Genomic DNA, 24462 nt, shown 5'->3' on the forward strand with positions numbered 1-24462 from the left:
TCCAGGGGTTGAGTTGGCAATGTTGTGGCTGGCAAGTGTACTCGGTCTTGTTGCGGTTGGCGGTGCGGTTCTGGTTGAGACCGGTTCGTCACAGGAGGATGAAACCGATGGGCAGCCTGGTCCGGAAACCGATGGGGACGGGCTGGATGGCGGGTATATCGAACCGGGCGGCGAGACAGTGGCCGGCACCGATGGCGGTGATGTTTTGGCGGGAAGCGAGGCGGCGGACATCCTTAGCGGCGGCGGCGGGAATGACCAGATTGGCGGTTACGGCGGCGATGATTGGATTGATGGCGGCTTGGGCAGCGATGTTCTGCACGGGCACGGCGGCAGTGACAGTCTGTTCGGCGGGGACGGGCGGGATCTGCTGCACGGCGAAGACGGAGATGACTTGCTGCAAGCCGGCGCCGGAGAGGATGATCTCTACGGGCATTTTGGCGAGGATACGCTTCAGGGCGGCAGCGGTGCGGATCTGCTGCATGGCGGCCAGGGCCAGGATTGGCTGGAGGGCGGTGAAGGCCAGGACACGCTGCACGGCAATGACGGCGATGACAGCCTGACGGGCGGGGCCGGCCAGGACGTGCTGTTTGGCGGCTATGGCAATGACATGGTTTCCGGTGCCGGGGACGGCGCGGACCTGGATTATGTGAATGGCGGCGATGGCGACGACACGCTGATGGCCGGGGCTGGCGATGTGCTGACCGGCGGGGCCGGTGGGGATCAGTTCATGGCCGGAAGCTGGACCGGGACTGCGGATGCGGTGCAGCTGATGGATTATGATGCGTCCGAAGATCAGCTGGTGCTGGTCTGGGATTTTGAAGGGAACGGGGAGCCCACGGTGGAGGTGCAGCAAAACCCGGAAGCCGGGGAGGAGCAGCTGATCCTGATCGATGGCGAGCCTGCCTTGCGGATCACGGGTGCGGATGGGCTCACGGTGGCGGATCTGGTGCTGATCGACAGGGCATCGGCCGCCGGGTCCGGCCTGCTGCCGCAGTAGGACTGGCATCGGGTCTACTGCATCCAGACGCGGCAGTTAATCTTTGCCTTCACTGGGGAAATATCCTATATGCCCGCATCTGCTGCGATTCTGCGGCAGGTTTCTCCATGGGCCTGTGCTGGACGACATCCCGGCCTGCGCCATCCACTCCAACCTATGAAGGAGACCCCGATGTCGATCACTGCGGAAGAAAAAACACGCCTGATGAAAGAATTCGCAACCAAGGACGGCGACACCGGCTCGCCGGAAGTCCAGGTTGCAATCCTGACCTCGCGCATCAACACCCTGACTGAGCACTTCAAAACCCACAAGAAGGACAACCACGGCCGCCGTGGCCTTCTGAAGATGGTGGCTCAGCGCCGCAAGCTGCTGGACTACACCAAAGGCAAGGATGAGGCCCGTTACCAGGACCTGATCAAGCGTCTGGGCATCCGCCGCTAATCCGCGCTTATCCGGATTTTCAGCGCCCGTTCCCTTGTGGGAGCGGGCGTTTTCTTTTGTTCTGACGTCAATGCAGGCAAGGGGGGTACTTGTGCACCTGCAGGCTGCCCGCCTGAGCCGGACATCCCCAGCCATGGGCATGGCCCATGCGGCACCTGGCGGGGCTTGAATACCGAGGAGAGACTGAAAGGTTGAGGGCAGCCTGCCGCGCTTAAAGAGTGTGCCGCGCGTGCGGCGCGGCCCTCGGTCCGCAGCCGATCTGCGGGCCCGGGACAAGCTTTGGCCTCTCAACAGTCAGCGCCGCCCGGTAAGGAGCGGCGCTGTTTGTCTTAGCAGATGCCGGCGATTTCAGCGGGTCCGTGCTTTATTCGCCGTAGGGCACCCAGATGTTCTTGATCTCGGTGGCCTCCTGCAAAAAGCGTTTGGTCTGATCCTGCATCCAGTCGGCTGCGCTTCCGTTATTGACCCAGGTGCGTTTCAGATTGCCTGCTGATGCGGCCTCGATCGCGGCCGACAGGCTGGTAGAGGAGAAGTTCCACACTGCGTCCACATTCAGATGCGAGGCCAGCGGTTTGGCCAGCTCCGCATGGCTGCCGGTCAGGATGTTGACAACGCCCGCGGGCACGTCCGAGGTGTCGAGCACTTGGTAGAAATCGGTCGCCGCCAGCGGGAAGGGCTCCGAGGCTGCCAGCACCACCCGGTTGCCCATGGCCATCGCAGGCGCCATGGCAGACACAAGGCCCAGAAGCGGCGCTTCATCGGCACATAGAACGCCGATCACGCCCACCGGCTCTTTCATCGCCAGTGCGATACCGCGGATCGGCACGCCGTGGGCCTGGCCATCGTATTTGTCGGCCCATGCTGCAGCGGTGAACAGGCGCTGAATTGCGGCCTCAACTTCAGCCGCGCCGGACTTTTTACCAGTCATTGCGTCGATGCGGGCCGCGAATTCCGCGGCGCGGGCCGAGAGGTTCTCACCGATGTAGTAGAGGATCTGGGCGCGCAGGTGGCCGGTGGTTTTGGACCAGCTCTTGGCCCCTGCGGCGGCCTCGACTGCGTTACGCACGTCCTTGCGGTTGGCAAGGCCCGCATGGCCCAGAAGCGCGCCGGACTTGCCATAAATGGCTTGGCTGTAGCCGCCGTCGGGGCGGGCCTGCTTGCCGCCGACATAGAGCTTGGCGGTCCGGTCCAGCGGATCCGCCGGTGTACCGCTGCCCTCAAACGGCTCAACCTTTGCCAGCGGTTTGGCCTTGGACTTGGGGCGGGTATAGGCGGCAAGGCCTTCCCAGCCGCCTTCGCGGCCAAAGCCGCTTTCGCGCACCCCGCCAAAGCCGGCGGCAGCGTCGAACATGTTGGTGCCGTTGATCCAGACCACACCGGCCGCCAGTTTCGGCGCCATGCCGAGCGCCAGGTTGACGTTCTCGGTCCAAAGCGTTGCCGCGAGCCCGTAACGGGTGTTGTTGGCCAGTTCCACCGCTTCTTCCGGGGTGCGGAAGGTGCAGGAGACCAGCACCGGTCCAAAAATTTCCTCCTGCATCAGCGGATCAGCGGGGGAGAGCCCTTCGATCAGGGTTGGCGGGTAATAGCAGCCGCCCGCGGGCATTTCGACCTGCGCCTGGTGCATGGTGCCGGCTTGGTTGGCCGCGACCAGGCTGCTGATAGTGTCGAGCTGCACCGGGTCGACCACGGCGCCGACGTCGACGCATTTGTCGAGCGGGTTGCCGACACGTAGGCTGTCCATGCGGGCCTTGAGTTTGGTGTGGAACCGCCCGGCAATGCTTTCCTGCACCAGCAGGCGCGAGCCTGCGCAGCAGACCTGGCCCTGGTTGAACCAGATTGCATCGACCAGGCCTTCGATGGCACTGTCGGTATCGGCGTCGTCAAAGACGATGTAGGGTGACTTGCCGCCCAGCTCCAGCGTCAGCGCCTTGCCGCTGCCAGCGGTGGCTTCGCGGATGCGGCGGCCGACCGATGTCGAGCCGGTGAAGGCGATCTTGTCCACTTCCGCGGCGGTGATCATCTCGCCCACGGCGCCGTCACCGGTGACGATGTTCACAACGCCCTTTGGCAGGCCCGCCTGGTGGCAGATGTCGGCGAACAGCAGCGCAGTGAGCGAGGTGTATTCCGCCGGTTTCAGCACCACAGTGTTGCCCATGGCGATGGCTGGTGCGATCTTCCAGGCCAGCATCAGGAGCGGGAAGTTCCAGGGGATGATCTGGCCGCAAACGCCAAGCGCCTCGGCGTCCGGCAGCGCGCTTTCCATCAGCTGGGCCATGCCTGCGTGATAGTAGAAATGCCGCTGCGCCAGGGGGATGTCGATATCGCGGCTCTCGCGGACCGGCTTGCCGTTGTCGAGCGTTTCCAGAACAGCAAACAGGCGGGCGTGCTTTTGCAGCAGCCGCGCGATGGCATAGAGGTACTTGGCCCGGCCCGGGCCGCCAAGCTCCTGCCACTTGCCTTGCGCCTTGCGGGCGGCCTCGACCGCCGCGTCCACATCGGCCTGGGTGGCCTGGGTCAGGGTTGCCAGCACTTCGCCGGTGGCGGGGTTCCGGCTGTCGAAACCGTCACCGGGAGCGGTGAACCTGCCATTGATGAAGTGGCCGAAGCGGCTGCCCTGATCGACCAGCCAAGCCAGCGCCTCGGCGGCGCTTTCGGGGGCGGGGCCGTAATCCATGGTGTCGAAGATCTCTTTGATGGTCATGATACTGATCCTTATCGCGGAACCGGTTTCCGGCACGGAAACCGGCCCGGAATTCGCGCTGAATTCCGGCGCCCTCACCCCATGGAGTGGCGGTAGCCGGCAGAGTATGCCCCGGTGACATGATGCTCCAGCTGGCGCTCGATATCGCCCAGCAGAGAGGAGGCGCCAAAGCGGAACAGGTCAGGCTGCAGCCAGCGGCTGCCCAGCTCGTCCTTCATCAGCGCAAGGTACACCAGTGCGTCCTTTGCCTTGGAAATTCCGCCCGCGGGCTTGTAGCCGACACGGTGGCCGGTGCGGTCATAATAGTCGCGGATCGCGCGGATCATCACCAGGCTGACGGGCAGGGTGGCGTTGACGCTTTCCTTTCCGGTGGACGTCTTGATGAAATCGGCACCGGCCATCATGCAAACCAGCGAGGCGCGGGCCACATTGCGCAAGCTGCCCAGCTCCCCGGTGGCCAGGATCGCCTTTACGTGGGCCTCGCCGCAGGCCAGGCGGAAGGCTTTCATCTCGTCATAAAGCGCCTGCCAGTTGCCCTGCAGCACATGGCGGCGGGAGATCACGATGTCGATCTCCTCGGCGCCGGCGTTGACGCTTTCCCCGATCTCGGCCAGCCGCAGGTGGAACGGCGACAGGCCCGCCGGGAAGCCGGTGGACACTGCGGCCACAGGGATGCCGGTGCCGTGCAGCGCTGCAACCGCGGTGGGGATCATATCATGATAGACACAGACCGCCCCGGTGGTCAGGCCCTCCATCCCCAGGCTGCGCAGGATGCCGGCGTTCACCGGCTGGCGCGCCTTGGCACACAGGCGTCGCACCCGGCCCTCTGTGTCGTCACCGGACAGAGTGGTGAGGTCGATGAGGCTGACGGCTTTCAAGAGCCATGCCGCCTGGTGGTCCTTCTTGACACTGCGGCGGCCCGGCAGGGTGGCGCAGCGGCGTTCGATGGCCGATGTATTGGCCTGCACGGCGGCGACCCAGTCCAGGTCCAGCGCCATGCCGGGATTGCGCGGTTCGGCCAGCTGCGGCAGCTGTGTGCTTCGTTCAGCGATATGGCTTTCCATTGGGGATCCTCAGAAGAGTTCCGCGCAAAATTCGCACGGGTGCGGCATATTGGCAAGCGAGCGTCCAAGGCTCCGGGCTGATTTTTTGACTGAATGGACAAAAAATTTGCCCGAACACTGGCGCTCCCCCCGGCCGGACGGCTGAAACAGGCGGAATGCGGCGGGAATTGGCTATTGCGCTTCTTTGGCCGAAGCCGTGCGCATTCCGGTGGCAGAATCGCCCTCACATGCTAAATTTAGCGGTATGAGCAGTGCAGACCCCCATATCAGCGAAAACTCCCAGTCGGGAACCCGTCCTGTCATCCGCCAGTTGGATGACAGCGCCATCAACCGGATTGCAGCCGGGGAAGTGGTGGAACGGCCCGCCTCGGCGGTCAAGGAACTGGTGGAAAACGCCATCGATGCCGGAGCGGCACGGATCACAGTGGAAATCGCCGATGGCGGCAAGACGTTGATCCGGGTGACGGATGACGGCTGCGGCATGACGCCGGAGGATCTGCCGCTGGCGCTCAGCCGCCATGCAACTTCCAAGATCGACGGCTCGGACCTGCTGAACATCCACACATTCGGATTCCGCGGCGAGGCGCTGCCAAGCTTGGGCGCCGTCGGACGGCTGACCATCACCAGCCGCGCGGCTGGGCATGAGGCGGCGCAGATCCGGGTCTCCGGCGGCAAGCTGGAGCCGGTGAAACCGGCCGCCTTGCGGGGGGGCAGCATTGTCGAACTGCGGGATTTGTTCTTTGCAACGCCGGCCCGTCTCAAATTCATGCGCACCGACCGGGCGGAATCCCAGGCGATCTCGGACACGGTGAAACGGCTGGCGATGGCAGAGCCGTCGGTGGGCTTCACCCTGCGCGATGTGTCGGGTGGGAAAACTGGCGGCGGCGAAGGGCGGGTAACCTTCCGCGCCGATCCGCTGTCGGGTGATCTGTTTGACGCGCTGCACGGGCGGCTGGCCTCGGTGCTGGGGCGGGAGTTTGCCGAGAACGCGTTGAAGATTGACGCCGCCCGCGAGGGGATCCGGCTTTATGGCTACGCGGCGCTGCCGACCTATTCGCGCGGTGCGGCGGTGGCGCAGTTCCTTTTCGTGAACACGCGGCCGGTGAAGGACAAGATGCTGACCGGCGCCCTGCGTGCGGCCTATTTCGATTTCCTCAGCCGCGACCGGCATCCGGCGGCGGCGCTGTTCATTGATTGTGATCCGCAGCTGGTCGATGTGAACGTGCACCCGGCCAAATCCGAGGTGCGCTTCCGCGACCCTGGCCTGGCCCGCGGGCTGATCGTCTCTTCTCTGCGCCATGCGCTGGCCGAGGCCGGGCACCGGGCCTCGACCACGGTGGCAGGCGCCACTCTGGGGGCGATGAAGCCGGAACAGCCCACCGCCAGCGGCGCCCCCCGGATCTATCAGATGGACCGCCCTTCTTACGGCGCACGCAGCTTGTCCTATGCGGCGCAGTCCCCCGGCCAGCCGCAGACGTCTTCCCATGATGCGCCGCCATCGCCAGGCTTTGCCGACCTGGCCGGTGCCTACAGCGGCCGGGTGACGGAAGTTCGGGAACTCCCAGTGGCCCCGGGTCAGCTTTCGGATGCGCCCGAGGCTGCCGCGCCCGGGGCCGAGCAGCTGCCGCTGGGGGCGGCCCGCGGCCAGGTGCATGAAAACTACATCATTGCCCAGACAGCTGACGGCATGGTGATCGTTGACCAGCATGCAGCCCATGAACGGCTGGTCTATGAAAAACTGAAGAAGCAGATGGCCGAAAACGGCGTCGCGGCCCAGGCGCTGCTGATCCCGGAAATTGTCGAGCTGAGCGACAATGACTGTGCCTGCCTGTTGGCGGTGGCCGAGGAGCTGGCAAAATTCGGGCTTGGCATCGAGGCGTTCGGCGGCAATGCCATTGCGGTACGGGAAACGCCTGCGATCCTGGGAGAAGTGAACGCCGAGGCGATGATCAGGGACATCCTGGATGAGCTGTCGGATCAGGGTGAAAGCCAGCTGGTGCAGGCCAAGATCGAGGCGATCCTGAGCCGGGTCGCCTGCCATGGCTCGATCCGCTCCGGCCGCCGGATGCGGGGCGAGGAGATGAATGCGCTTCTGCGGGAGATGGAGGCAACACCCCACTCCGGCCAGTGCAATCATGGCCGCCCCACACATGTGGAGCTGAAGCTGGCGGATATCGAGCGCCTGTTCGGGCGCACCTGAATAAGAACCCTCGAAACTGAGGAGATTGAGCAGTGACACTGGAACAGGCCCCATGGGCCATCTACGTGCTGGCCGGACTGGCGGCGCTTTTGGCCTTGGGGGCGCTGCGGCTGCGCGGCCACGCAAGGCATATGGAGCAGCTCAACGCTGATCTGCGCAGCCATAATGCCGGTTTGCAGGCTGAGGTTGCGCGGCTGCCGGAACTGGCGGATGAACTTTCCACCCTGCGCCGCACCAGCGAGAACGAACGCACCGCACGGTATCAGGCCGAGGCCCAGGTGCAGGCGCTGAAAGCCGAACACGCGGCGCGGCTGGAACAGCTCCACCACATGAACCAGCAGATGGAGCACAAGTTTGCGTCGCTTGCTTCTGGTGTGCTGAAGCAGAACTCGGAAAACTTCCTGAGCCTGGTCAGCGAACGCTTTCAAGCGCACAGCAAGTCGGCGGATGAGGATCTGGCCAAGCGCCACGCGGCAATAGAGGGGCTGGTGAAACCACTGGATCAGAAACTCGGCCAGTTCGGTGAACGGATCAAGGAAATCGAGCAGGCCCGCAACGAGGCCTACGGCGCAATCCAGACGCAGGTGAAGCATCTGGCCGAGGGCCAGGCCATGCTGGGCGGCGAGACCCGCAAGCTGGTGCAGGCGCTGCGGGCGCCCAAGACCCGCGGCCGCTGGGGCGAGATGCAGCTGCGCCAGGTGTTCGAAATGGCCGGCATGGCCGAGCATGTGGATTTCGAACTGGAGAAAAGCGTCGGCACCGACGACGGGATGCGCCGCCCCGATGCGGTTGTGCGTATTCCTGGCGGCAAGAGCATCGTGGTGGATGCCAAGACCCCGCTGGAGGGATATCTGGATGCGCTGGAGGCGGAGACGCCTGATCAGCAGCAGGAGGCACTGCTGCGGCATTCGGGCCACGTGAAGACACATGTGCGCCAGCTTGCGTCAAAGTCCTATCAAAGTGCTTTGGGCGAAACACCAGATTTCGTGGTTATGTTCATCCCTGGCGAGACCTTTGTTTCCGCGGCAGTGGAAACGGATCCGGGCCTGATCGAATACGCCTTTGAAAACAAAGTTCTGATTGCTACGCCGACCACCCTGATGGCGCTGGTGAAGTCCATCGCCTATGGCTGGCAGCAGGAGAAGATGGCGGAAAACGCTGTCGAAGTGCAAAAGACAGCCAAGGAACTTTACGACCGGCTGTCGACGTTCTCGAAAAACCTTGCCGCCGTAGGCAAGTCGCTGTCGTCTTCGGTGAACAACTACAACAAGGCGGTGGGCTCACTGGAAGCCCGGGTGCTGCCCTCGGCCCGCAAGTTCGAGTCGATGGGCGTGGTGGCAAGAGGGGCTGAGTTGGAGGATCCCGGCCAGGTGGAAGTGGAGCCGCGCCAGGTGGCGCTGCTGGCGGAGGAGTAGGTGCAGAATCTGCTGGCCGTGCGGGCAGGCGTGCCCGCTGATGCTGCCCTGCTGCGGGCGGCGGAGGTCGAGGCCGAAAGCATTGTCGCGCTGCTGCGGATCGCAGTTTCGGGCGGGTTGCTGGTGGGGCTGGTGCATGCAGCCAATGCGGTAAAGGCTCTGGATCAGGAATATCTATGGCACCAGGTCGGCCTCGCGGCGGCAACCATGCTGGCTTATATGGCGGTCGGCGTGCTGATCCTTGCCGCAATCCGGAAGAGCGTGTTCCGGCGTTGGATGATCTGGGGGGCAGTGAGTGCTGACGGGATTTTTCTGTTTCTCAACTCCTGGCTGTCGCTGGTGAATTCCGGGCTTCCGGGCGATGCGGTTTTTGCAATGCCTTCCACCTGGATGGCGCCGCTGGTCCTGGCTTTTGGGGTGTTGCGGTTCAACCCGCTGCTGCTGGCCTATCAGGTGCTGCTGGTCGCGGCGGGCTTTGCCGGGCTTCTGATGTGGGAACCGCCATCGGTATCGGCGGATGCGGTGCAGCGGATGCAATTGGCGATGGCAACACCGCCCAATCTGATGCGGGTGTTGATGATCGCTTTGGCGGGTCTTGTGCTGATTGTCGCGGCGGTGCGGATGCGCGGTCTGCTGCAGCGCTCGATCAAGGAAGCGCGGCAGAAGGCCAACCTGACCCGCTACCTGCCCGCCCAGCTGGCTGGCCGCCTGGCTGGCGGCGGACTGGAAGCGCTTCAGGAAGGGCGCCAGCAGAAGATGGCGATCCTGTTCATCGACATCCGCGGTTTTACCAGCTGGTGCGAAGGACGTGAGCCACAGGAAGTGAGCCGTCTGATCACGGGGTTCCGGGCCCGGGTCGAAGAGGTTGCGGGCCGCACCGGAGGGCTGATCGACAAATACATCGGCGATGCGGCGATGATCCTGTTTGAAGGTGAAAGCGCGGCGGCGCGGGCACTGGACTGTGCCGACGGCTTGCAAGCCGGGATGGAGGAGTGGCGCAAGGTGCGGGAGCAGGCTGGCGAAGAAGGTTTGGCAGCCGGGATCGGGGTGCATTGGGGCGAAGTGTTTTCCGGCGTCACCGGCACACCGGAACGGCTCGAGTACTCAGTCTTCGGTGACACGGTGAACACGGCGGCGCGGCTGGAACAGCTGACCAAGGATCATGGGATGGCGCTGATTGTGTCCGAGGCGCTTCTGGAGGAAGCCGGGGTAGAGCCCGCGCGCGCGGCATGGACTGCGCTGCCGCCGGAGGTTTTGCGCGGGCGCCGAAGCGGGCTCGCGCTGTTCGGCAAGGCGCAGGGCTGATTGCGCCGCTGTTTGCCCCAGATCAAAGACTTAGGCGTTTTGCCTGCTGTTTGATATGCTGAGGCTGCGAACAGAAGGAATGGAGCAATGCTGGAGATCTCAGTCCGCAAGGTGGCACAGGTGGCGATGATGGCCCGGGAATTGGGCCGCGCGGAAGGTGAGCTGCGCGCTTTCATCGACCGGATGGGCGAGGACCAGCAGGCGGAGCTAGTCGGCATTATGTGGGTCGGCCGCGGCAGTTTTGAGCCGGAGGAGCTGGGCGAGGCGATTTATACCGCCCGGCAGGAAGCAACAACGCCGACCGTCGACTACCTGCTCGGCACGCCGCATTTGGCGGACAATCTGGAAGCAGGGCTGGAGGCGCTGGGCATTGACGTCAACGATGTTGAAGATGATGTGATCGGCCGCTAAACAGCTGCACCAGGTTCGCAACGCGAAAGGGCGCCGCAATCCGGCGCCCTTTGTTGTGTCAAGCAGTCATCAGGGCTTGCTGTCGACGACCTCAAGGTGCTGTGCCAGCTTGCCGATCTCGCCCATCCACTTTTCGACCAGGCCCAGGTCGCTCGGTGCGGCGTGAACGCCGGCGGCGATCTTGCCATTCATGGCAGCCTCGATGGCAAAGGACACCGGATAGGAGACCAGACGCGCCATTGCGGTGCCGCGCGCGTCACCCCAGGCGTCCATGACATAAGTCTTGTGCCAGGCTTCGGTACCGTCTTTCTCGGCTTTCAGCCCGACGCAGAGCACTACCCGGTCCGGCTCGCCTTCGTCATAGGCGTTCTCGGCCCAGAACTGGTCTGACATTTCCTTGAGCCGGGCGTCGCCTTCGGGGCCGGAGAGGGTTTCAACCTCCTTGAATACTTCTGCCCAGGCATCGGCCCAGCCGTTAAGGCGCAGGGTGCCGCGGACGAATTCCTTCACTTTCCAGTCCTCGCCGAATTCGTACTGGCCCATGAAGGGGATCGAGTCGCGGTTCGGGTAGACTTCGAAGCTTTCCGGGGCGGGCAGCGGTGCGTCGTAGGAGGAGATTGCGTCCCAGGGGCGGGCGATGTCCAGTTCCTTGAAATCGCGGATCGACTTGGACGGCGACCGCAGCGCCTTGAGCACGCCAAGCGGCGACCAGCTGAACTTGTAGCGGAACGGGTTCGGTGTCTTGGGGATGCCGCCGCAATAGGAGATGAAGCTGATCTCATTCTCCGTGTCATAGGCATCGGAGGCCTTGTAGTCCGCCACCAGCGCATGCGCCATCAGGTGGTCGATGCCCGGATCCAGGCCGACCTCGTTGATCAGGCAGGCGCCGGCAACCTTGGCTTTTTTGTCCAGCGCGCGCATCTCCGGCGCGATGTAGGATGAGGAGACGAAATGAGCTCCGTGACTGATCGCGAGTTCGGCCAGCGGCACGTGCCAGTCGCCGGGCAGCATCGAGACGATAACATCCTTCGGGCTCAGCATCTGGCCCAGGTTGGCCAGGCTGAAGCTGTGAATGTTGGTGGTCAGGTCGCCCACGGCCTCGCGGGCCTTGTCGGTTGTCCGGTTCCAGACCGCGACATTATGGCCCGCTTCCAGCAGGCGGCGCAGGCCGGGAATGGCGGAGAGGCCGGTGCCGCACCAATGAATTGTCATTTTTGGTCTCCCTTGCTTGTTCGGCGGAGGCATGAAAAGCCGTTCGTCCGGCGGCATGCCGGGCAGCGCCCGTCCGCCACCAAAGGCGGGCGCTTTGCTTCCGCCCGCGGACGGCCGCAGCCGTCACTGCGAGCGGAATGATGCTTCATACTGGCAGGTGCTCCAGGAAGGTGGTCTTGGCCCGGGCCCAGACGCCGCCTTCCAGATCGGTCAGCGTCTGCAGCGAGGGCAGGAGCTGGGCGGCATAATCTTCGGAGCTTTCCACCGGCAGCATCGAGGGCAGGTTGTCGATCGCCATTACGTCGAGCACCGGGTTTTCCGCGACACGCAGGGCGGGGGCGTCCCAGGTGGTGGCGCGGTCATAGACCGGCACAGGGTTGTAATCGCTGTCCGGGTCACAGGCGACATCGCCGATGGCGGTCAGCTTGCGGTCTGCGGCCAGTGCCTCGCGCGGCACAAAGACCGGGGTGCCGGGGCGGGCGAAGATGCAATTGAGGAAAAGGTCATGGGCCAGGATCTCCGGGAAGGGGCCGCCATGGGCGGTTTCACCCATGTCCCATTTGGTGACTTCGATGCCCATGGCCTCGCAGAGATCGGCAGCACCGGTGCCGACCCGGCCGAGCGCGCCGATCACGATGGCAGACGGACGGTCCATGTTCAGCGTGTCCAGCTCCGCACCCAGGTCCGTTAGCAGCGCATCCTTGCCGGGATAGACGCCAACCGGCCCGCAGAGTTCGCCGCGCTGCTGGGCAGCCCAGGATTTCAGCGTCACCGCGGCGCCGGCATAACCCGCCCAATAGCCAAAGGCAGCAACCCTGCGGCCGGTCTCATCCACCAGATACTCCAGATCATAGAGCGTGCCGCCGCCGGCCTTGAACCGCTCCAGGAGCGCCTTGCCACAGTGCTGGCCCTTGAAGGCATGGCCGAACATGATGTGGCGGTGGGGCAGCGGGGTGCCGTCCTCGGGCAATTCCTTCAGGCCGAAGATGATCGCGTCCTCAGGCGCCTCGGGCCAGGAGTTCTCCGGCGCAATCTCGCAGCCTGCATCAATGTAGCCCTGCAGCGGGACTGCCCGCACGGAGCTCTCCTCTACCGTGACCTTGATGCCGTCTGACAACAGTGCCCTGGCGCCATCAGGAGTCAGGCCAACCCGCTCTTCATTGGGGCGCTGTTCGGCCCGTACCCACAGATGAGTCATCTTCTTGTCCTTCAAAGCATTCCCTTGGCATAGGCTGCGCGCACCGACCCGCGCTGTTCCATTGCCGTCATGAAGTTCTGGATTTTGGGGAAGTTTTCGACCTTGACCCCGTCACCGTCCAGCCAGGTGCAGACCACATAGAGGTAGCAATCGGCGAGGCTGACTTCCTCGCCCAGCACAAAGGGGCCGCGCAGCCCGGACTGGCTGATGTATTCGCAGGAGGCTGTCATGGTCTGCGGCACCTTGGCCTGCATGTCCTTGTAGCTGGAGGTCTTGCCGGCCCAACGGCTGCCGCGCAGCTTGTGGGCGTGGTTCACATGCATGGTTGAGGCAAGGTAGAACATCACCTCGCGCATCCGGGCCAGACGCACCGGGTCCTTCGGGCGCAGACCGGCGTCCGGCGCCTTGTCGGCGATGAATTCCAACAACGCGCCGGTTTCGGTCAGGATGCCCCCCTCCACCGCCAGCGCGGGCACCCGGCCTTTGGGGTTGATCTGGGCATAGGCCGCGCCGGTCTGCTCCTTGGCGGCAAAGTCGATTTTCACCGTCTCATACTCGATCCCGGCCTCTTCCAGCGCGATGGCCACGGCCACCGAGATTGTATTGGGGGCGTAATAGAACTGCATGTTTTTCCTCCTCCCTGACGTCACAGATGTGTCTGGGCAAAATGTCGGTCCGGCGCTTCCAGATGCGGCACTGCGTTGAACAAAACCGGGCTCCAGTGGCCGCCGATGGGAAACAGCCGGTGCATAGAGGTGTTCATGACCGCAAGCGCAATCCGCGCCATGCCCGCGGTGTCCAGCCCCAGAGTCTGACGCATTGCCATCGAGATCAGCCCGCCGGAGGTCACCACCAGTGCCGGGCCGTCACCTGCAGCGATTTCCTCCAGCGCCTGCCGTGTCCGCGTTTCGAAATGCGACCAGCTTTCGTAAGGCTCTGCAATCTCACCTGCGGCCCAGGCGGTGAAAACCTTGGGCAGGTGGTCGACAAAGCCTTCGCGCTCCTCCGGTACCGCCAGCCCATGCTGATCGCGCATCGCCTCGGCGAGGGTGAAATACTCCATCTCGTTGAGGCGGGCGTCCTGCACAACTTCGGTGTATCCCATCGAGGCGGCGGTTTCGATATGCCGGGTCAGCGTGCCGCAGTAGACGCGCGGATGGTGATTGCCGCTGCTGCGCAGATGCTCCCCCAGCCAGGCCGCCTGCTGGTGGCCCAGGTCGCTCAGACGGTCATAGCTCGCCTCGTCCCGGGCGCTGGTATTGGCCTGGCCGTGGCGGATCAGCGTGATGTGGGACATCGACAGGCGGCTCCGTTGTTACCGGGAAAGTCTTAGGGGAGGTTCCGGGCAGAGGGAAGAGAGGGTTTGGGCAGTGGTTCCATCAATTCCATTGAGAGCGGGAAAAACTTGGAGCACTGTGGGCTTGTCAGCCAGGAGATATGTGATGCCCCTCAATCCTCAGAGATTTCTTGATGATCTGCACATATTGCGCAGCTTCGGGGCATCGGGTGTGGGCAAGGGCGTGGTGCGGCAGGCCTTTTCCGGAGCTGACATTGCAGCGCGCAAATGGCTGGCCGGGCGGATGGAAGAGGCCGGGCTGGAGCCGCATTTCGACCCGCTGGGCAATCTTTTCGGCTTGGCAGGGGAGCGGAGCCTGCTGGTGGGCTCGCACAGCGACAGCCAGCCCGAGGGCGGCTGGCTGGACGGGGCGCTGGGCGTGGTGGCCGGGCTGGAGGTTGCCCGCGCGGCCAGGGAGGCGGGCGGGCCACGGATCTCCTGCGTCAGCTTTCAGGATGAGGAGGGGCGGTTCGGGGTGCTGACCGGCTCGGACGTCTGGACTGGCAAGCTGGCGCTGGAGGAGGCGGATGGGTTTACCGATACGCAAGGCGCCACGCTGGCAGAGATGCGGGCGCAGATGGCGGTCCTGGCCGGGCATTTCCTGCCTCATGGCCGGTTCAGCGGGTTTCTGGAGATGCACATCGAACAAGGCCCTTATCTGGAGGCGACCGGGTTAGGGATTGGGGTTGTGACGGATATCGTCGGCATTCGCGATATGCGGATCACCTTCGAGGGCCGCCAGAACCATGCGGGCACCACGCCGATGCACCTGCGCCGCGACGCGTTCCAGGCGCTAACGTCCTTCAACGAGAGCCTGAACGGCCGGTTTGCCAATGTGGCCACGCCTGCCACGGTTTGGACCATCGGCCAAGTTGCACTGCATCCCAATGCCTCCTCCGTGGTGCCCGGGCGGGTGGAATTCTCCCTGCAATGGCGCGATGCGGATGCAGACCGGCTGGCGCGGATGGAAACGCTCATCAAGGAGACCGCGCGGGAAGTCTCTGCTGATCACGGTATCACAGCGGCGTTTGGCCCGGTGCTCGGGATTGAGCCGGCAGCGATGGATGCACGGTTTCAGGCGGAGCTGAGTGACGCTGCGGAGGCATTTGCGCCCGGCAAGTGGCAGAAGATGCCCTCCGGCGCGCTGCATGATGCCGCCAATCTGGCCACGGTGATGCCTGCAGGGATGCTGTTTGTGCCCTCGGTCGGCGGCATCAGCCACGCCTTTGACGAGGACACGGACGAGGCGGATCTGGTGCTGGGCCTGCAGGTGCTGGACCGGGCGGCCCGGGCGCTGGCGGCATGACCCTGGCGGCACGCGACAGGGGCCGGGCGCTCCCGCCTGTTCCCGGCCATTCGCAGAATGCCCGTCACAGTTGGGCCGGGCGCCGCTGGCGCGGCGCCGGTCAGGCCCGGCCGTAGCCGCGTTTGAGCATCCGGTTGCGGTGCTTGTCGGCGGCCAGAGAGGCCTCGCGCAGGTTGCCGTAAATATTGATCACGCTTTGCCCGTTGCGGCCGGCCACGCCCCATTCGCGCAGCACGGAAACCTCAGAAAACAGGTTCATCGCCAGCTCGATGCGGTAGAATCGCGACGGGCGCGAGGGGGCTTGGCGGTAGAGCAGACAGGTGGACATGCCCAGATTCTACGCCAAGCGATTCGCCCCGGCAAGAATCTCTACATCACGCCGAGGACGGTGAGACCCAGCAGCGCCGAGGACAGGGCTGCCACGGCAAAGGCCGCAGTACGCAGAACCGGAATACCGATCATGTAGATCACATAATGCGCAGCCATGCCGGTGAAGAAAGCGAGCCCGAGAGTGCCGGGCTGCTGGTCCGGCGGGAGCACCAGCATGGCCAGGATGGAGAGCGGCGCAAAGGCGGCAAACAGCTCCACCCCGACGATATGCGCCCGGTGCGCGCGCTGGGCCCAGGGTGATTGCGGCTTGTCATCAGGGCTGGGATTGGCAAGCGCCCCCTTCAGGCCGCGGACAAAGATCCTGTCGAGAATATAGGGCACCCAGGCCACCGCCAACCAAAGCCCGGACAGGGTGGTGAAATACTGCAGCTGCGTCATCGCACGTTCCTCCATCTGACAGGAGAAAGCGTAGTGTTTTCAGACGGCTTTTCTACTTTTGCGAAATCAGGTCCAATCCACATCACCCAGAAAGATGTAGCCCGCGCCATAGATCGTCTTGATCAGCCGCGGATTCTTGGGGTCTTCGCGCAGCTTGGTGCGCAGGCGCGAGATACGTACATCCATGGCCCGGTCAAAACTGTCTCCGGCGGCACCGCCCAGTGTCTCCTGCATCTGGGCACGGGAGATCAGCCGTTTGGGGCTGTCTAAGAACAGCCGCAGAACCTCGCCTTCGGCATGGGAAAACTGCGTCTCTGCGCCGGTGTCGTCCTCCAGCACATAGCGGTCGAAATGCGCTGTCCAGCCGGAAAACCGGGCAGTGTCGCTTGCCGGGGCTATGGTGCGGGGGCCGCTGCGCAGGCGGGCGCGGATGCGGGCGACGACTTCGGCCGGGTCAAACGGTTTGGTTATGTAGTCATCGGCGCCCAGTTCCAGTCCGGTCACCCGGTCCTGCACCTGGGCGCGGCCGGAGATGATGATGACAGCGGCGCCCTGCTCCAGCGCCAGCCGGTGTACCAGCGCCAGACCGTCAGTGTCGGGCAGCGACAGATCGACCAGGCAGACATCCGGGGTCATCCGGTTCAGCGCGGCTTCGAACTCCCGTGCGCGGGAAAAGCTGAGGGTCCGGAAGCCGGCTTCCTCCAATGTATCGGTAAGGATCTGCCGGATCTCCGGCTCGTCATCCAGAATGGTGACCAGGGGGGGCGTCATGCGGCAGGCTCCGGTTTGATCAGCTCGGACAGCTGGTGCGTGGTGAAAGGTTTGCGCAAAACCGGGCCGCATTTCAATGCCTTGCGAAACAGCGGATCGCTGACCGGCAGCGAAGTCATCAGGATGCAGGGCAGGCCGGAACCGTCAAGGCGGGAGGCCAGGTCGATGCCGGTGGCGGTGCCTTCCAGCTTAATGTCCGATAGGACCAGGGCGATGTCCGGAAGGCCGGCGGTGAGCGCGCAGGCTTCATCCACACTGGCGGCTTCGATTACCGAGTAGCCGAGATCTATCAGCATGTCCCGGAAGGCGGCGCGCAGCTCCTCGCTGTCTTCTACCAGCAAGGCCATTCCGCCGCCTGCATCCGGAGCCAGCCGGTAAGGCAGGCGCAGGATGATCGCGGCACCGGAGACGCCGTTGCCGATCCGAATGTCGCCGCCCGCCAGCTTTGCCATGTCATAGACCATTGGCAGGCCGAGGCCGGATCCCTCGCTGCCCTTGGTGGTGAAGAAGGGATTGAGCGCTTTGTCCAATGCCTCGGGTGAGAAGCCGGGCCCGGTGTCGCTAACTGTGATCTCTACCCAGGTCCGGCCCACCGCATGGGCACTGACGGTGATCTGCCCGGTGGTTCCGCAGGCATCGCGGGCGTTCAGGATCAGGTTCAGCAGCGCATCCTGCAGCTTGCCGCTGTCGAGCAGCAGCACCTCGTCGGGCATGTTGTCGAGGATGCTGAGCCCAATCCCCTGCGGCAGCAATGGCGACGCGAGAATCTTCAGCTCGCCCAGCAGCGTGTGCATGTCGGTGGCCTGCGGACGCAGGCTGCGCTGGCCGGTCATCTCGGCTATCCGGTTCAAGAGCCGCCCGCCGCGTCTTGCGGCGGACAATGTGCCCTTGATCAGTTCAGCGGCTCCGTCACTCAGCTCCATCTTCTCCAGCTTGCCCTGCATGCCGAGAATGATTGTCAGGAGGTTTGAAAAGTCATGCGCAAGGCCGGACGTCATCTGTGCTGCCATCTCGCGCCGGCGCGCCTGCTGCAGGGCGACGCGGGCCTGGGTTTCCTCGGTTACATCCATCGACAGGATATAGACGCCGCCGTGCTGGTCCGGGGTGAAGGCCACCCGGATACGGCGGCTGCCGTGACTTTCGGTGAACTCAAAGACCGGGCTGCCGCCTTTGTAGGCCGCCAGCAGATGCGGTTCGATCCGCTCGAAGGCGTCCTCGCCCAATGCGTCGGAGATATGCATCCCCAGAATGTCAGATGGGCGGCTGGGAAACACCGAGCTGAGGCGGCGGTTTGTATAGGTGTAATAGCCGTCCGCATCGACGTGGGCGATATGAGCCGGCATCATTTCGGTGGTGAGGCGGGTGCGGCCTTCGATTTCGGTCAACTGGCGCTTGGCCTCCTCCAGCGCGGTATTGCTGGCCGCCAGCTGCCGGTTGGCGGCGGAAAGCTCCTCGGTGTAGGCAATCAGTTTCTCTGACATTTCCTCAGACCGGGAGCGCAGGAGCTGCTCCGCCTGTTTGGTGCGGGTGATATCGGTGTAGACTGTGACCCAACCGCCCTGCGGCAGCGGCGAGCCCTCGATCGAAATCATTTGCCCGTTGGGACGTTCGCGCTCCAAGTAATGCGGCACGAAATCCAGGGCCTGTTCGACACGGGTCCGCACAATTTCTTCGATATCCGTTTCCGGGGCATATTCGCCGCTTTCGGCCAGAAAGCGGATGGTGTCGGAAAAGGCGGCGCCAGGCTGGGCCAGGTGGTCCGGCAGATTGAACATTTCCTGGAAGCGGCGGTTGCACACGGCCAGCCGCAGGTCGTTGTCATAAATCGACAGCGCCTGGGCGATCAGATTCAGCCCGGCGGTCGTCATGGCGGCGTGCTGCTTGCTTGTGCGGTTCATGGTGCTCCCCGGACCATGGCTAGCATTGCGGCGGTTGCGGAGCAAATTGCCATTCGGCCGCGGACGGTAAACGTGCCGTGGCGTCAAGGCCGCGGTCGCCTTCTGATTGCCGGGCATGGTGTGCTGATGATGGCACATCTGATTCCGTTCTTAAAAAAGACCAGCCTCTGCATCTGATTCGAAATCCGCCGGTTCGTGCGCATTTCGCGCGCTTTGCAAGGGCGGTTGCAGGAGTGTTGCAGTATTTCCAATTTTTGGTGCTACGGCAATTGTTCGTAACAGCCCGGAAAACAAGGGGGCCTATGCTGTTACAATTTGTAAGATTTGGGAAAACATCAGGAAAAAGTTGACGGGTTAACATCCGGTCGTCCCTAATCGGGGCCAGAGCCGCGGACAGCGGCCGGTCCGGCAGCAACGCCGGAAAGGGAGGAAAGAAAGTTGGCTCAGATGCAGATGGGCGCCGAAGGGATGCAATCCCTGCCGGCGCTGCTTCAACGCAATGCGGTGCAATTCGCAAACGCGCCGGCCTACCGGGAAAAGGAATTCGGCATCTGGCAATGCTGGACCTGGTCCGAGGCTGCGAAAGAAATCGAGGCGCTGGCGCTGGGGCTTGTCAACCTCGGCGTGAACGAGGGCGATTTCGTCGCCATTATCGGCCGCAACCGGCCTTATCTATATTGGTCGATGGTTGCGGCGCAGGCGGTGGGTGCCGTGCCGGTGCCGCTCTACCAGGACGCGGTGGCAGAGGAGATGGCCTATGTGCTGGGCCATTGCGGTGCGCGCTTTGTGATCGTGGGCGATCAGGAGCAGGCCGACAAGGTGATCGAGGTCCAGGATCAGCTCCACCAGTTCGAGCACATGATCTATCTCGACCCGCGCGGCATGCGGAAATACGACCATGCGCAGCTGCACCAGTTCAGCCATATTCAGGACCAGGGCCGCGCCGCCCGTGACGAACTGGCCGGCGAACTGCAGGCGCGCCAGGACAAGTTGACCTACGACAGCACCTGCGTGATGCTTTATACCTCCGGCACCACTGGCAAGCCCAAGGGCGTGGTGTTGTCAAACCGCAACGTTATCGAAAGCGCCAAGAACTCCGCCGAGTTCGACGGTCTGACCAAGGGCGAAAATATCCTGTCCTACCTGCCGATGGCCTGGGTGGGAGATTTCATCTTTTCAGTGGGCCAGGCCTATTGGTGCGGCTTCTGCGTGAACTGCCCGGAAAGCGCCGACACCATGATGACCGATCTGCGCGAAATCGGTCCGACCTATTTCTTTGCGCCGCCGCGCGTGTTCGAAGGCCAGCTGACCAATGTGATGATCCGGATGGAGGACGCGGGCGCCCTGAAGCGCAACATGTTCCATCACTTCCTGGCCCACGCCAAGAAAGTCGGCGGTCACATTCTGGACGGCAAGCCGGTCGGGCTGATGGACCGCCTGAAGTACGCGCTGGGGAATGTTCTGGTCTACGGGCCGCTCAAGGACACCCTAGGCTATGGCCGTATCCGCGTCGGCTACACCGCGGGGGAAGCGATCGGGCCGGAGATCTTCGATTTCTACCGCTCGCTTGGGATCAATCTGAAACAACTTTACGGCCAGACCGAGGCCACCGTGTTCATCACGGTGCAGCCTGATGGAGAAGTGCGGGCCGATACCGTGGGCGTTCCGGCACCGGAGGTGGAAATCAAGATCGGCGATAATGGCGAGATCTACTACCGCTCACCCGGCACCTTTGTGGAGTACTACAAGAACCCGGAATCCACCGCTTCGACCAAGGACCCCGAGGGCTGGGTGGCCACCGGCGATGCCGGCTTCTTCGAGGACAGCTCCGGCCATCTGCGGATCATCGACCGCGCCAAGGACGTGGGCAAGATGGCTGATGGCAGCATGTTTGCGCCCAAATATGTGGAAAACAAGCTGAAATTCTACCCGGATATCCTGGAGGCAGTCGTGTTCGGCAATGGCCGCGACCGCTGTGCCGCCTTCATCAACATCGATCTGACGGCGGTGGGCAACTGGGCTGAGCGCAACAATATCGCCTATGCCTCCTACCAGGAACTGGCGGGCCATCCGAAGGTTCTGGAAACCATCCGTTCGCATGTGACGGAAGTGAATAAATCGGTAGCAGAGGATCCGATGCTGTCCGGGTGCCAGATCCACCGCTTTGTGGTCCTGCACAAGGAACTGGATGCCGATGACGGTGAAATGACCCGTACCCGCAAGGTGCGCCGCCGCATCGTGGAAGAGAAATTTGCCGATATCATCGCCGCACTCTACGACGGTTCGGAAAAGGTCTCGACGGTCACGGAGGTGACCTATGAAGATGGCCGCAAGGGCTCGATCAAAGCGACGCTGACCATTGTCGATGCGGATGTGAAACCGGCAGCGGTTCACAAGGTGGCCGCAGAATGAGGCCTGTATCTCCGGACACACTTCCGCCCCGTGCCGGGCAGGCCGGGCGATCCTCAGATCAGGTCGGGGTTCAGGCCGGGATTGTAGGCCGTGTTGACCACCTGCTGGATCTTGAAGGGGGAGCTGAACCCATGGGTTTGCTCGATAATGGAGGCCAGGCTTTCGGATTGGCTAAGGCCCATCTGCTTGCATTCGATTGCCATCTTCAGAAGGCAGGAATGCTCAAGTTCGCCGAACATAACTTCGATCTCCTTGCTGCTCGTTTTGAACAAGTATCGCATGGAAATCTTAAAATTTCTATGTGGCAAAAAAATGGAGGCCGTTGTTATGCTTGACAATTCCTTAAGCTACGTCACCGAGGACGGCCGCACCATCGGCGGTGTGGTGATGGAGATGAAGAATATCACCCTGCGGTTCGGCGGCGTGGTGGCGATCAAGGACATCTCCTTCGATATCCGCGAGGGCGAGATCCGCGCGATCATCGGTCCCAACGGGGCCGGCAAATCCTCGATGCTGAACGTGATTTCGGGCTTCTATGTGCCGCAGGAGGGCGAGGTGCTGTTCCACGGCAAGAAGCGCCCGCAGATGAAACCCTATGAGGTGGCGCGCCAGGGCATCGCCCGCACCTTCCAGAATATTGCGTTGTTCGAGGGCATGAGCGTTCTGGACAACGTCATGACCGGGCGGCTCAACTACATGAAAACAGGCCTGTTTGCGCAGGCGCTGTGGAAGGGCAAGGCAGAGCGGGAAGAGACCGAGAACCGCGAGGTTGTGGAGCGGATCATCGATTTTCTGGAGATCCAGCACATCCGCAAGACTCCGGTTTCGCGGCTGCCCTATGGCCTGAAGAAGCGGGTCGAGCTGGCGCGCGCGCTGGCGGCGGAGCCGAAGCTGTTGCTGCTGGATGAGCCGATGGCCGGCATGAACGTCGAAGAGAAGGAGGACATGTCCCGCTTCATCCTGGATGTGAACGACGAATTCGGCACCACCATTGCCTTGATCGAGCACGATATGGGCGTGGTGATGGATCTCAGCGACCGTGTGGTGGTGATGGACTACGGCAAGAAGATCGGGGACGGCACACCGTCTGAAGTGCGCAGTAACCAGGATGTGATCGACGCCTATCTGGGGGTTTCCCATGACTGAGTTGCAACGCAGCAACACCCGGCCCCGGCGGGATGACTACCGTACACCCCCTGTGCACCCCCTGTGCACCGCCACCGCGCAGAATTCCGAGGAGAGTCTCTAATGCCTGAACAACTCGTCTTTGCGATGGAAGTGACGCTGAACGGCCTGATGGCGGGCGTGCTTTATGCGCTGGTGGCGCTGGGGTTTGTCCTGATCTACAAGGCCTCCGGCATTTTCAACTATGCGCAAGGGGTCATGGCGCTGTTTGCGGCGATGACGCTGGTCGGGATCATGCAGGGGCAGGTGCCGTTCTCGCATGTCATCAATGCGGTCTTCGGCGGCCATATCACCCATTTCGGCTGGAACGTGCCCGGGGTGCTCGCGATTGCCCTGACGGTGGCGGTGATGGTGCTGCTGGCCTGGCTGGTGCAGGTGCTGGTGATGAAGCACCTGGTGGGCCAGGAGCCGATCATCCTGTTCATGGCCACCATCGGTCTGGCGTATTTTCTGGAAGGCGTCGCCGACCTGATGTGGGGCTCCGAGATCAAGACGCTGGACGTGGGTCTGCCGCAGGGGATCAACCTGTGGATCGACGAAGCCACCTTCAACATCTTCGGCTACGGCTTCTTCATCGACAACCTGGATATCGTGGCGACAGTGATTGCGGCGCTGCTGGTGGCGGGCCTGGTCTGCTTTGCCCAGTACACCAAGCAGGGCCGGGCGATGCGCGCAGTTGCGGATGACCACCAGGCGGCGCTGTCGGTCGGCATCTCGCTGAACTTCATCTGGGTTCTGGTCTGGTCGGTTGCAGGCTTCGTGGCGCTGGTTGCGGGCATCGTCTGGGGCACCAAGTCCGGCGTGCAGTTCTCGCTGTCGCTGATCGCGCTGAAAGCCCTGCCGGTGCTGATGCTGGGCGGCTTCACCTCGATCCCCGGCGCCATCGTGGGCGGCCTGATCATTGGTGTGGGCGAGAAACTGTTCGAATTCGCCATCGGCCCGATGGTCGGCGGCGCCACCGAGAACTGGTTTGCCTATGTGCTGGCGCTGCTGTTCCTGGTGTTCCGCCCGCAGGGCCTGTTCGGGGAGAAGATCATTGAACGGGTCTGAGGCTCATATGATCTGCTCCCCTGGTGCTCAGCCCTCCAGTCGGCGGAAGGCGGCGATGACGATGGCGGCGAACACCGTGGCGATCAATGTGAAGGCGAGGGTCAAGTCGCCGATGAGCTGCGCCGCCAGCACCGTCAGCAGTCCTGCCCCGCAAATACCCATCAGCATCAGTCCCCAGGGTCCGGGTGCGGCGCTGGAAGCCCGCCGCCGCGGCGCTGCCGGCTGGAACGGCGGCAGCACTGTTGCGTCTTCCACCGTTTCCAGAAGCTTGGCTTTGGCCACTGCAAATTCGGCGGCTGAGATGTCACCCTTCTTCCGCGCGGCCTCCAGCCGCCGGATTTCCTCGAAAATCGCGGTCATTGTTCCCACTCACTTTACCCAAGCAAAGGGTGGCACAAAGAAATGGGCAAAATGTGGCCAGACACGGATTTCTGACAAACTGGTTAACGCTGGGAGCGCGGCATGACCAAGGCGATTGCCATCATCAACGTGATTGCCTGGGCCGGGTTCTGGTCGTTCGGATACTTGGCGTTGACGGCGGAAGGGTTCACGGAAACCCAGATCGTGACCGCTGCCCTGCTGGCCGCCTTCGGCCTGATCACCGGGATCATCGCGTATCTGCGGCTGGTGCGCGGCAGCGAGCGCAGCGGCTATGCCAGGCCGTCCAAGCGGAGGACCCGCGAGCAGCGCGATGCGGCGCAGGCCCTATGGGGGCAGGTCGAATGAATGCCGCCTCTGAAACAATCAAAACAGACGCCCGGACCGGGGCCCGTTTGCAAGAGAAAGGGAGCA

The 24462-nt window shown here is 63.2% G+C and carries 23 protein-coding genes; 11 read left to right on the top strand and 12 right to left on the bottom strand.

The annotated features are described in order from the left end of the window. Window positions 1–19: 19 nt before the first annotated feature. Window positions 20–997 (top strand): calcium-binding protein, encoded by a 978-nt coding sequence (locus OKQ63_RS00140; RefSeq protein ID WP_264211986.1) that lies wholly within the window; start codon window positions 20–22, stop codon window positions 995–997. A gap of 171 nt (window positions 998–1168) precedes the next feature. Beyond that, window positions 1169–1438 carry a 30S ribosomal protein S15 gene (gene rpsO / locus OKQ63_RS00145; protein ID WP_024088374.1) on the top strand — a complete coding sequence of 90 codons (270 nt, stop codon included), beginning with the start codon at window positions 1169–1171 and terminating at the stop codon, window positions 1436–1438. Window positions 1439–1802: 364 nt separating this feature from the next. On the opposite strand, the gene OKQ63_RS00150 is transcribed toward rpsO, so the two are convergent. Together OKQ63_RS00150 and deoC are read right to left on the bottom strand one after the other, a co-directional pair. Then, window positions 1803–4139, bottom strand: a complete 2337-nt coding sequence (locus tag OKQ63_RS00150; RefSeq protein WP_264211987.1) for an aldehyde dehydrogenase family protein — start codon at window positions 4137–4139, stop codon at window positions 1803–1805. A gap of 74 nt (window positions 4140–4213) precedes the next feature. Beyond that, complete coding sequence (gene deoC, locus OKQ63_RS00155; RefSeq protein ID WP_264211988.1) at window positions 4214–5203, bottom strand: deoxyribose-phosphate aldolase; 990 nt, start codon at window positions 5201–5203, stop codon at window positions 4214–4216. A 244-nt stretch (window positions 5204–5447) separates the two neighbouring features. Between deoC and mutL the strand changes: the two genes are divergently transcribed. The 4 genes from mutL to OKQ63_RS00175 all read left to right on the top strand — a co-directional run bounded on the left by mutL (window position 5448) and on the right by OKQ63_RS00175 (window position 10534). After that, entirely contained in the window at window positions 5448–7403 is a 1956-nt protein-coding gene (mutL, locus tag OKQ63_RS00160; RefSeq protein ID WP_264211989.1) for a DNA mismatch repair endonuclease MutL, read from the top strand. A gap of 32 nt (window positions 7404–7435) precedes the next feature. After that, complete coding sequence (locus OKQ63_RS00165) at window positions 7436–8818, top strand: DNA recombination protein RmuC (protein WP_264211990.1); 1383 nt, start codon at window positions 7436–7438, stop codon at window positions 8816–8818. Then, window positions 8819–10123, top strand: coding sequence for an adenylate/guanylate cyclase domain-containing protein (locus OKQ63_RS00170; RefSeq protein WP_264211991.1), 1305 nt, complete (start codon window positions 8819–8821; stop codon window positions 10121–10123). Window positions 10124–10210: 87 nt separating this feature from the next. Next, entirely contained in the window at window positions 10211–10534 is a 324-nt protein-coding gene (locus tag OKQ63_RS00175; protein ID WP_264211992.1) for a DUF3775 domain-containing protein, read from the top strand. 69 nt (window positions 10535–10603) lie between these two features. Here OKQ63_RS00175 and OKQ63_RS00180 read toward each other — a convergent pair whose 3' ends face one another. From OKQ63_RS00180 to OKQ63_RS00195, 4 genes are all read right to left on the bottom strand, one after another. Beyond that, window positions 10604–11746 carry a saccharopine dehydrogenase family protein gene (locus OKQ63_RS00180; protein ID WP_264211993.1) on the bottom strand — a complete coding sequence of 381 codons (1143 nt, stop codon included), beginning with the start codon at window positions 11744–11746 and terminating at the stop codon, window positions 10604–10606. A gap of 145 nt (window positions 11747–11891) precedes the next feature. Next, entirely contained in the window at window positions 11892–12944 is a 1053-nt protein-coding gene (locus OKQ63_RS00185) for a saccharopine dehydrogenase (protein ID WP_264211994.1), read from the bottom strand. 11 nt (window positions 12945–12955) lie between these two features. Further along, window positions 12956–13570, bottom strand: coding sequence for a glutathione S-transferase family protein (locus tag OKQ63_RS00190; protein ID WP_264211995.1), 615 nt, complete (start codon window positions 13568–13570; stop codon window positions 12956–12958). Window positions 13571–13590: 20 nt separating this feature from the next. Continuing rightward, on the bottom strand, window positions 13591–14241 hold the full coding sequence (locus tag OKQ63_RS00195; RefSeq protein ID WP_264211996.1) for a histidine phosphatase family protein: 651 nt from the start codon (window positions 14239–14241) through the stop codon (window positions 13591–13593). A gap of 145 nt (window positions 14242–14386) precedes the next feature. Here OKQ63_RS00195 and OKQ63_RS00200 point away from each other — a divergent pair, with 145 nt between their 5' ends. Next, the gene (locus tag OKQ63_RS00200) at window positions 14387–15586 is read left to right on the top strand and encodes a hydantoinase/carbamoylase family amidase (RefSeq protein ID WP_264211997.1); all 1200 of its coding nucleotides are present in this window, start codon (window positions 14387–14389) and stop codon (window positions 15584–15586) included. Window positions 15587–15686: 100 nt separating this feature from the next. On the opposite strand, the gene OKQ63_RS00205 is transcribed toward OKQ63_RS00200, so the two are convergent. The 4 genes from OKQ63_RS00205 to OKQ63_RS00220 form a co-directional block, all read right to left on the bottom strand. After that, window positions 15687–15914, bottom strand: a complete 228-nt coding sequence (locus tag OKQ63_RS00205) for a WGR domain-containing protein (protein WP_264211998.1) — start codon at window positions 15912–15914, stop codon at window positions 15687–15689. 41 nt (window positions 15915–15955) lie between these two features. After that, a complete protein-coding gene (locus tag OKQ63_RS00210; protein WP_264211999.1) occupies window positions 15956–16354 on the bottom strand; it encodes an MAPEG family protein in 399 nt (132 codons plus the stop codon). Window positions 16355–16420: 66 nt separating this feature from the next. Beyond that, window positions 16421–17125 carry a response regulator transcription factor gene (locus OKQ63_RS00215; RefSeq protein ID WP_264212000.1) on the bottom strand — a complete coding sequence of 235 codons (705 nt, stop codon included), beginning with the start codon at window positions 17123–17125 and terminating at the stop codon, window positions 16421–16423. Next, the gene (locus tag OKQ63_RS00220; RefSeq protein ID WP_264212001.1) at window positions 17122–19023 is read right to left on the bottom strand and encodes a hybrid sensor histidine kinase/response regulator; all 1902 of its coding nucleotides are present in this window, start codon (window positions 19021–19023) and stop codon (window positions 17122–17124) included. The genes OKQ63_RS00215 and OKQ63_RS00220 overlap by 4 nt, the downstream gene beginning before the upstream one ends. A 447-nt stretch (window positions 19024–19470) precedes the next feature. Between OKQ63_RS00220 and OKQ63_RS00225 the strand changes: the two genes are divergently transcribed. Next, on the top strand, window positions 19471–21435 hold the full coding sequence (locus OKQ63_RS00225) for an AMP-binding protein (RefSeq protein WP_264213967.1): 1965 nt from the start codon (window positions 19471–19473) through the stop codon (window positions 21433–21435). A gap of 53 nt (window positions 21436–21488) precedes the next feature. Here OKQ63_RS00225 and OKQ63_RS00230 read toward each other — a convergent pair whose 3' ends face one another. Next, the gene (locus OKQ63_RS00230) at window positions 21489–21674 is read right to left on the bottom strand and encodes a hypothetical protein (protein ID WP_264212002.1); all 186 of its coding nucleotides are present in this window, start codon (window positions 21672–21674) and stop codon (window positions 21489–21491) included. Window positions 21675–21762: 88 nt separating this feature from the next. On the opposite strand from OKQ63_RS00230, the gene OKQ63_RS00235 reads away from it, so the two are divergent. Together OKQ63_RS00235 and OKQ63_RS00240 are read left to right on the top strand one after the other, a co-directional pair. Beyond that, window positions 21763–22581 (top strand): ABC transporter ATP-binding protein, encoded by an 819-nt coding sequence (locus OKQ63_RS00235; protein ID WP_264212003.1) that lies wholly within the window; start codon window positions 21763–21765, stop codon window positions 22579–22581. A gap of 102 nt (window positions 22582–22683) precedes the next feature. Continuing rightward, on the top strand, window positions 22684–23670 hold the full coding sequence (locus OKQ63_RS00240; RefSeq protein ID WP_264212004.1) for a branched-chain amino acid ABC transporter permease: 987 nt from the start codon (window positions 22684–22686) through the stop codon (window positions 23668–23670). A gap of 27 nt (window positions 23671–23697) precedes the next feature. Here OKQ63_RS00240 and OKQ63_RS00245 read toward each other — a convergent pair whose 3' ends face one another. Continuing rightward, window positions 23698–24030, bottom strand: coding sequence for an SHOCT domain-containing protein (locus tag OKQ63_RS00245; RefSeq protein WP_264212005.1), 333 nt, complete (start codon window positions 24028–24030; stop codon window positions 23698–23700). A 102-nt stretch (window positions 24031–24132) separates the two neighbouring features. Between OKQ63_RS00245 and OKQ63_RS00250 the strand changes: the two genes are divergently transcribed. Beyond that, a complete protein-coding gene (locus OKQ63_RS00250; protein ID WP_264212006.1) occupies window positions 24133–24396 on the top strand; it encodes a hypothetical protein in 264 nt (87 codons plus the stop codon). Window positions 24397–24462: the final 66 nt, after the last annotated feature.

The sequence above is a fragment of the Leisingera thetidis genome (assembly GCF_025857195.1).
GTDB classification, from domain to species: Bacteria; Pseudomonadota; Alphaproteobacteria; order Rhodobacterales; family Rhodobacteraceae; genus Leisingera; species Leisingera thetidis.

Excerpts from the sequence above, each read along its gene's own strand:
- OKQ63_RS00210 (WP_264211999.1), bottom strand. The coding sequence starts at position 16,354 with ATGACGCAGCTGCAGTATTTCACCACCCTGTCCGGGCTTTGGTTGGCG.
- OKQ63_RS00215 (WP_264212000.1), bottom strand. The coding sequence starts at position 17,125 with ATGACGCCCCCCCTGGTCACCATTCTGGATGACGAGCCGGAGATCCGG.
- OKQ63_RS00235 (WP_264212003.1), top strand. The coding sequence starts at position 21,763 with ATGCTTGACAATTCCTTAAGCTACGTCACCGAGGACGGCCGCACCATC.
- mutL (WP_264211989.1), top strand. The coding sequence starts at position 5,448 with ATGAGCAGTGCAGACCCCCATATCAGCGAAAACTCCCAGTCGGGAACC.
- OKQ63_RS00245 (WP_264212005.1), bottom strand. The coding sequence starts at position 24,030 with ATGACCGCGATTTTCGAGGAAATCCGGCGGCTGGAGGCCGCGCGGAAG.
- OKQ63_RS00205 (WP_264211998.1), bottom strand. The coding sequence starts at position 15,914 with ATGTCCACCTGTCTGCTCTACCGCCAAGCCCCCTCGCGCCCGTCGCGA.
- OKQ63_RS00150 (WP_264211987.1), bottom strand. The coding sequence starts at position 4,139 with ATGACCATCAAAGAGATCTTCGACACCATGGATTACGGCCCCGCCCCC.
- OKQ63_RS00195 (WP_264211996.1), bottom strand. The coding sequence starts at position 14,241 with ATGTCCCACATCACGCTGATCCGCCACGGCCAGGCCAATACCAGCGCC.
- deoC (WP_264211988.1), bottom strand. The coding sequence starts at position 5,203 with ATGGAAAGCCATATCGCTGAACGAAGCACACAGCTGCCGCAGCTGGCC.
- OKQ63_RS00200 (WP_264211997.1), top strand. The coding sequence starts at position 14,387 with ATGCCCCTCAATCCTCAGAGATTTCTTGATGATCTGCACATATTGCGC.
- OKQ63_RS00185 (WP_264211994.1), bottom strand. The coding sequence starts at position 12,944 with ATGACTCATCTGTGGGTACGGGCCGAACAGCGCCCCAATGAAGAGCGG.
- OKQ63_RS00240 (WP_264212004.1), top strand. The coding sequence starts at position 22,684 with ATGCCTGAACAACTCGTCTTTGCGATGGAAGTGACGCTGAACGGCCTG.
- OKQ63_RS00230 (WP_264212002.1), bottom strand. The coding sequence starts at position 21,674 with ATGTTCGGCGAACTTGAGCATTCCTGCCTTCTGAAGATGGCAATCGAA.
- OKQ63_RS00175 (WP_264211992.1), top strand. The coding sequence starts at position 10,211 with ATGCTGGAGATCTCAGTCCGCAAGGTGGCACAGGTGGCGATGATGGCC.
- OKQ63_RS00140 (WP_264211986.1), top strand. The coding sequence starts at position 20 with ATGTTGTGGCTGGCAAGTGTACTCGGTCTTGTTGCGGTTGGCGGTGCG.
- OKQ63_RS00220 (WP_264212001.1), bottom strand. The coding sequence starts at position 19,023 with ATGAACCGCACAAGCAAGCAGCACGCCGCCATGACGACCGCCGGGCTG.
- OKQ63_RS00225 (WP_264213967.1), top strand. The coding sequence starts at position 19,471 with ATGCAGATGGGCGCCGAAGGGATGCAATCCCTGCCGGCGCTGCTTCAA.
- OKQ63_RS00180 (WP_264211993.1), bottom strand. The coding sequence starts at position 11,746 with ATGACAATTCATTGGTGCGGCACCGGCCTCTCCGCCATTCCCGGCCTG.
- rpsO (WP_024088374.1), top strand. The coding sequence starts at position 1,169 with ATGTCGATCACTGCGGAAGAAAAAACACGCCTGATGAAAGAATTCGCA.
- OKQ63_RS00250 (WP_264212006.1), top strand. The coding sequence starts at position 24,133 with ATGACCAAGGCGATTGCCATCATCAACGTGATTGCCTGGGCCGGGTTC.
- OKQ63_RS00190 (WP_264211995.1), bottom strand. The coding sequence starts at position 13,570 with ATGCAGTTCTATTACGCCCCCAATACAATCTCGGTGGCCGTGGCCATC.